Genomic DNA, 9,269 nt, shown 5'->3' on the forward strand with positions numbered 1-9,269 from the left:
GAGTGCGAGATCGAGGGCGCGCGCGTAACGGACGCCGCCGTACGTCGTGTCGCGAGCCCTCGCAACGTTGAGCTGGCATTTAAGGGGGTGACACCCGTCAGGGGAGCCGACATCGCTTCTCACATCTGCGCGCGCTCAGGCGTCCACCATGCCGCCGCTTTCTGCGAGGCGGTTGAGGATGCTCTGGGCGTAACGGTTCTCGAGGAGCAAGCCGCCCTGCGGGTGGTGATTCTGGAATGGGCGCGTATCGCTTCGCACCTCGAGGTCGTGTCGGATGTCGCCCGCGCGCTGGAGGATGACCTCGCATGCGGCCCGCCGCGACGCTACGTTGCGCAGATACGCTCCACTTTTGACGGGCTCTTCTCCAACCCGTTCGCTTTCGGCGCGGTCGTCCCCGGTGGCGTTGAGATCCGGGGCGGCCCGGGCGCATTTGATTCACTCGACGAAATGGCGCCGGGGTTGGCCCGCAATACGCGGTTCTGGGCCCGCAAGCTCGGGTTGTCAAAGGCCAGGTTGTCCGATGGACGACTCGCACACGGAGCGCTTCCCGAAGACCATCCGCCCGCCACGGCCTTCAGGGCTTGCGGCAGCAAGTTGGACTTTCGGGCAGGAGAAGAGGCCCGCGGTTTCTATCACGAGCTCGGGTACAGGCCCGTCGTTCGGGAAGGCGGCGCCGCGCTCGACAGGGTGCTGCTGCTGCTCGGTGAGGTCGATGCGTCTCTTGCGCTGATCGAGAAAGCGAAGAAGGCGGCGAGCGCCTGCGCCGGGGGACCTACACCGGTAGTTATGAGAAAAAGCAGTGGCGTTGGCGCGTGTGAGTCGCCGCACGGGGGGATCGAGTACAGGGTCTTCCTCGGCGCCGAGGGGAAGATATTGCGGGTCAGGATCGCCAGCGCGGCCGATGTGGTGGTCGGCCTGGCGGGGCAAGCGCTCGCTGGCGTGCCGTTCGAGGACGCCGCCCCTGCGTTGACATCTCTAAACCTGTGCGCGTCTTGCGCGAACGCATAATGGGGTCAAACCAAAATATGCGTTTTGTAACAGATAAATGAGGGAGCGCCCATAAAAATGCATATTTTGGTTTGACCCCATTATGCGTTCGAAGGAGGCTGAAATGAAACGTGATCGAATGATAAAGCTCGCGCGAGGCGAGGGTAAAGTGGATCTGCTGTTGACCAACTGCATGCTGGTAAACGTCCTTTCCGGCGCCGTTCACCCGGCATCGGTTGCCGTGTCAGGCGGCGTCATCGCAGGCATCGACCGCGGTTACGCGGCCAGGGAGACTATCGACCTGGGCGGCATGTATCTCGCTCCCGGGTTGATGGACGCGCACATTCACCTGGAGAGTTCTATGCTGACCGTCCCGGAGTTCGCCCGCGTTGTCGTTCCACACGGCACGACCACGGTAGTTACCGACTGCCACGAGATCGCGAACGTCATGGGAGCGATCGGCGTCAGGTACATGATCGAATCGTCGCGCTCGGTTCCGCTCAACGTCTTCGTGATGCTTCCGTCCTGCGTGCCGGCGACCCCGCTGGAGACGTCGGGGGCGGTTCTCGACGCGCGGGATCTGGAGGCGCTCAAGGGCGAGCCTGGCGTGATAGGGCTTGGCGAACTCATGAATTTCCCGGGCACGATAGCCGGTGACCCCGGCGTGCTCGCGAAGCTCGATCTGTTCGAAGGGATGCCCATCGACGGGCATGCGCCCGGACTCTCTGGCATGAACCTGTCCGCCTACATCGCCGCGAGCCCCGATTCCGACCACGAGTGCGTCACGGTTGCCGAGGCCGAAGAGAAGCTTCAGAAAGGGATGTACGTGTTTCTAAGGCAGGGGACGGGCGCGAAGAATCTCCTCGACCTTTTGCCGGTGGCCAACGCGTCTAACAGCAGGCGGTGTTGCCTGTGTGTCGATGACCGTCATCCCGCGGAGTTGCTTGCGTCAGGCCACATCGACTCGTTGCTCAAGCTGGCCGTAGGCGCCGGGGTTCCGGCGATGACGGCGATTCAGATGGCCACGCTGAACACGGCGCGCAGGTTCCGCCTGCCGTCGCTGGGCGCTCTTGCGCCGGGATATCGCGCGGACATGGTCGTCTTCGACGACCTCAAAACGCTGGACGTCAGGATGGTCTTCAAGGACGGGAAGATGGTTGCATCCGCTGGCGCGCTCGATGTCGAGATCGGCAAAGCGCCCGCGCCGGGCTCGAGTTTCCACGTCGCGGAATTTGGGCTCGATCGCCTGAGGCTGTCGGGAAAGGGCAATGCAAGGGTCATCGGTATCGTGCCGGGGCAGATCGTGACGGAGTCACTGGTGGCTGATGTCCAGTTCGAAGGAGGGGTAGCCGTGCCGGATGTGGCGCGCGATATTTTGAAGATCGCGGTTGTAGAGCGTCACAAGGGCACCGGCAACGTCGGCGTGGCTTTCGTGCGCGGCTTTGGACTCAAGTCGGGCGCGCTGGCATCGAGCGTAGCGCACGACTCGCACAACATCGTCGTGGTCGGTTGCAGTGATGATGACATGGCGGTCGCTGTAGAAAAAGTCATCGAGATGGGCGGCGGGCAGGTCGTGGTGGCCGGCGGCGATGTAAAAGCCTCGCTGGCGCTTCCATTAGCGGGGCTGATGTCACCACTCCCCGCGGCGGACGTGGCCGCACAAGTGGAGGGCCTCAACACGCAGGCCGCAGACCTCGGGTGTGGGCTTCAAGACCCCTTCATGACAATGAGCTTCCTGGCTCTGCCGGTCATCCCATCACTCAAGCTGACTGACAGAGGGCTCGTAAACGTCGAAACTTTCGACTTTGTAAGCCCGTTCATCTAAAAACGCATAATGGGGTCAAACCAAAATATGCGTTTTGTAACAGATAAATGAGGGAGCGCCCATAAAAATGCATATTTTGGTTTGACCCCATTATGCGTTTTTTGCGTCAGTCGGGCGGGAACGCCAGCAGGTCATCGCGCTCCATCTCGGCCAGTACGATGCGGTAGTTTTTGTAGATAGGTTTGATTACCGACAGCAAGCGCATTGCCTTTGGAAGCGGACCTTTCACCTTTATCTGGCCGCGGGTTATAGCGGACATCACGGGTAGCTTCTGCATCCAGAACAGGTGCGAGGTCAGGGCGTGCATGTTCATTGTGATTTCCGGGATAAGGCCGGTGTCCCCGGTGATGATCTCGACAGGGTCTTTTGTGCAGTCGATAGTCACCCGTGGAACGACGTCAGGGGTTCAGCGCTCATCGTCGTGAAATTCGAACTGGATGATCAGGTTTGAAGCGCGTAACTTGGTCGCCAGCGCCGGGTCGGAAAACGTTATTTTCCCCAGCCTCATTCCAATTTCGTACACTTCGGCGGGCGTCACATCGGGACGATCTTCCATTTTCCACTTTGGCATGGTTCGCTCCTTTCTGCGCAATTCGAGGAATTAGCGCACTCGCATTAATATTATTAGCACAGAAGGGGCAACACAAACAGGAAAATCACTTGCCTGTTGTGTTGAAAAGGAGGCCCCGCGTGACTTCGCCAAATACTTACTGTTAGACAGCGGGCTGGAGCGTTTACAAATTATGAAGCATTTTCGAAAGAAAAAAGACGAAGGCGAGCAACCTTACGCCGGACAGGCAGCCGACGACGGGGCGCCACAGGATAGCGGGATAAGTGGTGACGCCGGCGCCGACTTCTTTGATCTGCCTTCCGATCAAGTTGCCGATCACAAGCCTTCCGGCATCGTTGTTGCTGAAAATCTGTCCCTGAAATTGAAGCCTTTGTTGAAGACTCTTGTCCCTGTGGTTGTCGCGGGTGTTTTGATTGCCGGGATCGCGCTTGTCTGGCCTTCGTCAACAGCGCGCATGCCTGGCCTTGCGGGAAGAACCCTCACAGAAGCCATGGATGCTGCCAGAGTTGCCGGTTTTGTTCCATGCGTGAATGAGTGGAAATACTCAGAGCGTCACTCAGACGGGATAGTGCTCGCACAGAAACCCGGGGCTATGCGCACGGTCAAGAAAGGGGCGTCTGTGAAGATGACCGTAAGCAAGGGGCCGCGGCCGGAGGAGGGGCTGGCGCCCGGCGAGAACGTGAGCGAGCAGCCAAAGGAGACCCCCGCCGGACCTTATTCCGGCACGTGCATCTGCGTTGACGCTGGAAACCAGTTGTCACCCGGCGAGGACGAGTGGTCGGATCCCGGCATGACTCGAAAGAACTCGCCGGAGGATCAAATTCGTGGCGTGACATCGTCCAACCCGGAGTATTCGATAAACCTTGATATCGCCATGAAGCTCAAGAACCTTCTCGAAAAAGATGGGATGAAAGTCGTAATGACGAGGGAGTCGAACGACGTCGAGTTGTCGAACGTCAACAGGGCGGAGATCGCGAACAACGCGCGGGCGGATCTTTTTCTGCGGATTCATTGCGGCTCTTCGACAGACTCGTCCCGGCAAGGCGTAGAAACACTCTACCCGGACAGGAACAATTGGACCCAGTCGTTCTACGAGAAAAGCAAGGCCGCCGCGCTCTTCATACAGGCCGAACTCTTAAAGACGTGCGGCGCCGAAGACCTCGGCGCTGTTGTGAACCACGACCTCTCCGCATTTAACTGGTCCAAGACGCCGGTGGCGCAAGCCGAGCCAGGGCTCCTCTCAAACCCGCGCGATGATTCGCTCCTGTCGCAGGACGATTTCCGCTGGAAAGTCGCGTGGGGCCTGCGCAACGGGATAGTAAAGTACCTGGCGAACCATTAGCCTTTGCGGCACACAGTGCAGGGTTTGCTATTGGGGGATAAATATACCTAAAAATAAAATACGTATTGTGGTGTTCTTATTCAGAGGCAAACATGAATAAAGAAACCGCCAAGAGGGCTGAAGAAATTTTCAAACAGTACTGTGGGATGATGGCAACAAAAGAAGTCATCGCGGCCGGCATCCACCCGCGTACTCTATACGCCATGCGTGATGAGGGCCTGCTCGAGAGAGTAAGTCGCGGTCGTTACCGGCTATCTTCGATGCCTGGACTGTCAAATCCAGATCTCGTCACGGTTGCGACCCGCATCCCCAGGGGAGTTGTCTGCCTCATCTCGGCCCTCGCTTTTCACAGACTTACCGACGAAATCCCACATCAGGTATATGTCGCTCTCTCCCCCGGAACAGAGAAGCCGCGGATCGAGTATCCACCGGTTCGAATCGTCTGGTTCTCGGACGAAGCCTTCATGAAAGGCATTGAGAAACACGACATAGATGGCGTGGAAGTACATATTTACGGGCCGGCCAAGACTGTCGCAGACTGTTTTAAATTTAGGAAGAAGCTGGGTCTGGACGTAGCGCTTGAAGCGCTCAAGGCGTACCGAAATCAGCCTGGTTTCAACCTCGAGGAACTAATGAGGTACGCGAAAATCCGCAAGGTTGAAAAAGTCATGAGACCCTACCTGGAAGCACTGATATGAAGAAACGCGACATCAAGAACATGTCAGCCTCCGTTCACAGGCGGCTGCTGAACAGGGCACGGGAGGAATACAGGCCATTTGACGAGCTGGTTAGAGTTCCTGGTAGTGGTGTACGAAGGTAGAGCAAGCAAGGGGGGTTGCCCGTGGATGGAGCGGAGGGCGTAGCCCGAAGCGAAATCCACGGGCTCGCGCCCGGCGGGTAGCCCCTCGCAATAGAGCGACCATCGTGCCATCCTTCTCTCGACAGAATGTTGTAGACAAGAGAAAGGAGAAGCTCGATGGTCAACAATACTATGGACCTGATGGACTGGTTACGCAAGCAGGTGGAGGAAGCCGACTCTGATTTCCTTCGTGAGGCGGTCAACTACCTTGCGGGATTGTTGATGCCCCCTTTGATACTTTTAACTTCTGGTGGACTTCTGGTGGGCGTTAGGGGAGGTTAGAGTCGATCGCAAGAAAGCACGAACGAATACTTGTGATAAAATTGGTGTCATCAACCTTTTGCTGAATTATGGTAACTATTAAATTATGACCAATGCTCTCGAATAGTGGGGTTAAACAAACAAGCATGAGAGCAAAGATAGACATCCCTAAAGACAAGATCGCGGAATTCTGCAGACTCAACCACATTCGCCGTCTGGCACTGTTCGGATCAGTGCTACGTGATGATTTCACGCCCGAAAGCGACGTGGATGTATTGGTGGAGTTCGAGCCAGGGACGCGGGTGGGGTTGCGATTTTTTAGCATGGAGCAGGAGTTGGTCGAAATTCTCGGGCGAAAGGTGGACTTGAACACCCCGGGATTTTTGAGTAAATACTTCCGGGACAAGATTATTGCAGAGGCGGAGGCGCTCTATGACGCGGCATGACGATGACATAGGACTGCGACATATGCTGGATTACTCCCGAAGGGCGCTTGCCATGATTGAGGGACGCTCACGTGAAGAATTGAACACAGACGAGATGCTTTGCCTTGCTTTGACGCGTCTGATGGAGATTGTCGGCGAAGCCGCCACCCGCATTTCCCGGGCAGGCCAGGAGAGGCATGAACGGATTCCATGGGCGCAGATCGTCGGTTTACGCAATCGGCTGATTCACGGCTACGATGCCGTGGATTTGGACATTCTCTGGGATATCGTTCAACAAGATCTGCCACCGCTGATCGCCGAGTTGCAGGAGATTGTGGAGGAGCCCTAGCCGATGGCCCGAGTGCGCAACGGCAAGGCGGAATACGTGAAGCTCGAGTAGCAGTTAGCGTTGCTGGCCGGGTTCAAATCACGGAATGTCTGGTGGATGGAGTGGGATTCGAACTCACGGAACATCTCACGGCGCTCAACATTTTTCAAGTTCTAAGTCGTTTGTGTTGTCCAGTCTGTCTGGTTTTGTCCACACTGCCGACTTGCAATAGATCACTTATGATCTATTCTTACCCGGTTGACGATACAAAAGAAAGGGCGTGTGATATATACAAATAACATATCGCATATATAAAGGGAGGTTGAAATGTATGTCTAAAACGACAGTGGATATTGACGACAGGCTTCTTGAAGAAGCTAAAAAGGTTACGGGAACAAACACAATAAAGGCTACCGTAAATGAATCTCTTCGAATGGTCGCCAGAAAAGCCAGGTTGGAGAAGTTGGCGTCTTCTCTTCAGGGAACGGGCTTCATAGATTTGACGCAGGAAGAACTTGAAGAAATGAGGCGGAACAGGCTGTGAATGTGGACTTCGTGCTAATTGACTCGACGGCGTGGATTGAATTCTCGAAGAAGAAACCTGGAGAATCCGAAATCGGGGATGAAGTGAGAAGGCTGATTGAAAGCGACTCCGCCTGCGTCACTCAACCGGTCATCGTGGAAGTCGTGCGCGGAGTGAAAACCAAATCCGAAGACCGGTTGTTCAAAGAACTGTTTTCCATGCTTTCCCTGAAGTCTATGAATGACGAAGTCTGGTCTGCCACTTACGCTCACGGCCGAAAACTGGTGAAGAAAGGCTTCAATGTCAAGCTGGCCGACCAGATGATAGCCAGTGTCGCCGTTGTGTACGGATTGAGACTTTTTCACTGCGACAGCGATTACGCAAATATTGCCAGAGTGCTTGATTTGGACGAGTACACTTTTCTTCCCGAGTGAGGGCGCGCGAGGCGGGATACTGGAAACAGTGGGAAAACGCCCGTGAAGCGTCAACTGAAACTGGCCGGATGAGAGATTCGACTATGTTTCAGGGAACGGTCAGGAGAGCAATAGCCTTATTGGCACTGCCCAGAGATTGTCTTCAAGCTTAAACATCTCGGTTCCGTTGTAAGCGAGGATCCCTGCCCTGCAGCCGGGGAACGCTTCTGCGAACGCGCGAAGGCCTGACAGGTCGCTCTTGCTCCATTTGGCGCCGGCTTTGACCTCTATCGCGATTGTCTCTTCGCCGCTCTCGAGCACGAAGTCCACCTCGTGCCCGCCCTCCGTCCTCCAGTAGTAGAGCCTCGCGTCCCTCAGGTGAGCCTCGGTTATCCCGAGCAGGTTCTGCGCCACGTATGTCTCGTACATCTGGCCCCTCATGGCGCCGGCTTTGAGGTCGCGGTAGCCGCACAGGTGGCATGCGAGTCCGGAGTCCGTGGAGACAATCTTCGGCGCCTTGACTATCCTCTTCGCCATGCTCTTTCGAAAGGCGGGGATCCTCCTTATGACAAACGACTCCTCGAGGAACCCCAGGTACCTGTAAGCAGTGTTCACCGGCAGGCCGACGTCACGCGCCAGGCCGCTGATGTTGAGGATTTGCGCCGTTCTGAGGGCGGCCAGATGCATCAGGTCTCTGAAGCCGAAGACGTTGGCTATCCTCGCGAAATTGCTGACATCCCTCTCCAGGTAAGTGGTCTCGAAGCCCTCGAACCACAGGGACGGGTCTTTCTCCATTCCCAGCGCGATGCGGGGGAGACCGCCCCTGATGACGTTATTGTCGCTCACCGTCTTGCGCCCGCCGCGTTTCTCATGCGCGGGAATCCCCTCGAAGAGACTGAGGAGGAAAGGGGGCTCGTCGGTTGCCCCGGTTATCTCCCTGGCGGTCATCGGGCTCATCTTGAAGTAGATCGCCCTCCCGGCGAGGCTCTCCTTGATTCCTTTCCGGAGGTCAAACGAGGATGAGCCGGAAAGCAGAAACTGCCCGGGCTTTCTGTCGGCATCGACAACAGTCTTTATCGCCAAAAACAGCTCCCCGTGCCTCTGGGCCTCATCGACCGTCACCTTCTCGTGCCTGCTTATCACGGATTTGGGGTTGTCGGTCATGGCCTTGAGAGTGGCGATATCGTCGAGGTTGATGTATTCGCGTCCCAGGAGGGACGGCTCGTTTAACAGCATGGTGGTCTTGCCCGCCTGCCTCATCCCGGTAATTCCAACCACGGGCATCGACTCGAGTGCGGCCGCCACGGTTCGGGCAACTTCTCTCGGCCGGTAATCTTCATCCGCTTGCTTGTCAGCCATGTGAAAATCCTCCACTATTCTCGTTGCCTGGCACAAATTATACCATAACGTGGTAATTTTACAACGGGCAAATCCTCTTGAAAATTCAGGAAGGATGTTCTATAGCGTTTTTTTTACCCTGGGCCAGTCGTTTACGACCCAGTCGGCTATTCTGTCCTCGTCGCGCTGCAAGGCGCGGCGCTCGGGCTTCTGGTGGCGCCAGCCCATCTGGCCCAGAAGCCTGCCGATGTGGTCACGGTGATAACGGACACCGAACTTGCGCTCGATGACCTCAGCGATTCTGGCCGTCGTCCACAAGTCGGTGTGATAGCCTGCGGCAATCGGTCCCTTTAAGAGAATCTTCTCGAGGGCGCGCTTCTGCTTCTCCGTGAGCTTG

General features: G+C 56.5%; 11 protein-coding genes. 8 read left to right on the forward strand and 3 right to left on the reverse strand.

Going from position 1 to position 9,269, the window contains the following annotated elements; all coding sequences use genetic code 11:
* Both CVT63_07770 and ade read left to right on the forward strand, forming a co-directional pair.
* Positions 1-1,008: hypothetical protein (locus CVT63_07770; protein ID PKQ27474.1), on the forward strand; the 1,008-nt coding region annotated here is incomplete at its 5' end.
* Positions 1,009-1,111: 103 nt separating this feature from the next.
* On the forward strand, positions 1,112-2,812 hold the full coding sequence (ade, locus tag CVT63_07775; GenBank protein PKQ27475.1) for an adenine deaminase: 1,701 nt from the start codon (positions 1,112-1,114) through the stop codon (positions 2,810-2,812).
* A 106-nt stretch (positions 2,813-2,918) separates the two neighbouring features.
* On the opposite strand, the gene CVT63_07780 is transcribed toward ade, so the two are convergent.
* Entirely contained in the window at positions 2,919-3,197 is a 279-nt protein-coding gene (locus CVT63_07780) for a hypothetical protein (GenBank protein ID PKQ27476.1), read from the reverse strand.
* 358 nt (positions 3,198-3,555) lie between these two features.
* Here CVT63_07780 and CVT63_07785 point away from each other — a divergent pair, with 358 nt between their 5' ends.
* From CVT63_07785 to CVT63_07810, 6 genes are all read left to right on the forward strand, one after another.
* A complete protein-coding gene (locus CVT63_07785) occupies positions 3,556-4,725 on the forward strand; it encodes a hypothetical protein (GenBank protein ID PKQ27477.1) in 1,170 nt (389 codons plus the stop codon).
* 92 nt (positions 4,726-4,817) lie between these two features.
* Positions 4,818-5,423, forward strand: a complete 606-nt coding sequence (locus tag CVT63_07790) for a transcriptional regulator (protein ID PKQ27478.1) — start codon at positions 4,818-4,820, stop codon at positions 5,421-5,423.
* Positions 5,424-5,991: 568 nt separating this feature from the next.
* Positions 5,992-6,291 (forward strand): nucleotidyltransferase, encoded by a 300-nt coding sequence (locus CVT63_07795; protein PKQ27484.1) that lies wholly within the window; start codon positions 5,992-5,994, stop codon positions 6,289-6,291.
* The gene (locus tag CVT63_07800) at positions 6,278-6,619 is read left to right on the forward strand and encodes a hypothetical protein (protein PKQ27479.1); all 342 of its coding nucleotides are present in this window, start codon (positions 6,278-6,280) and stop codon (positions 6,617-6,619) included. The genes CVT63_07795 and CVT63_07800 overlap by 14 nt, the downstream gene beginning before the upstream one ends.
* A gap of 310 nt (positions 6,620-6,929) precedes the next feature.
* Positions 6,930-7,142, forward strand: coding sequence for a DUF2191 domain-containing protein (locus CVT63_07805; protein ID PKQ27480.1), 213 nt, complete (start codon positions 6,930-6,932; stop codon positions 7,140-7,142).
* On the forward strand, positions 7,139-7,555 hold the full coding sequence (locus CVT63_07810) for a hypothetical protein (GenBank protein ID PKQ27481.1): 417 nt from the start codon (positions 7,139-7,141) through the stop codon (positions 7,553-7,555). The genes CVT63_07805 and CVT63_07810 overlap by 4 nt, the downstream gene beginning before the upstream one ends.
* Before the next feature lie 99 nt (positions 7,556-7,654).
* On the opposite strand, the gene CVT63_07815 is transcribed toward CVT63_07810, so the two are convergent.
* Both CVT63_07815 and CVT63_07820 read right to left on the reverse strand, forming a co-directional pair.
* Positions 7,655-8,908 (reverse strand): hypothetical protein, encoded by a 1,254-nt coding sequence (locus CVT63_07815; protein ID PKQ27482.1) that lies wholly within the window; start codon positions 8,906-8,908, stop codon positions 7,655-7,657.
* 84 nt (positions 8,909-8,992) lie between these two features.
* Positions 8,993-9,269, reverse strand: a 277-nt coding sequence (locus CVT63_07820) for an IS630 family transposase (protein ID PKQ27483.1), incomplete at its 5' end; no start/stop codon positions are given.

The organism is Candidatus Anoxymicrobium japonicum, from assembly GCA_002843005.1.
Lineage (GTDB): Bacteria > Actinomycetota > Geothermincolia > Fen-727 > Anoxymicrobiaceae > Anoxymicrobium > Anoxymicrobium japonicum.

Coding starts and splice junctions, on each gene's coding strand:
- CVT63_07795 (PKQ27484.1), top strand. CDS start 5,992: ATGAGAGCAAAGATAGACATCCCTAAAGACAAGATCGCGGAATTCTGC.
- CVT63_07800 (PKQ27479.1), top strand. CDS start 6,278: ATGACGCGGCATGACGATGACATAGGACTGCGACATATGCTGGATTAC.
- CVT63_07785 (PKQ27477.1), top strand. CDS start 3,556: ATGAAGCATTTTCGAAAGAAAAAAGACGAAGGCGAGCAACCTTACGCC.
- ade (PKQ27475.1), top strand. CDS start 1,112: ATGAAACGTGATCGAATGATAAAGCTCGCGCGAGGCGAGGGTAAAGTG.
- CVT63_07790 (PKQ27478.1), top strand. CDS start 4,818: ATGAATAAAGAAACCGCCAAGAGGGCTGAAGAAATTTTCAAACAGTAC.
- CVT63_07805 (PKQ27480.1), top strand. CDS start 6,930: ATGTCTAAAACGACAGTGGATATTGACGACAGGCTTCTTGAAGAAGCT.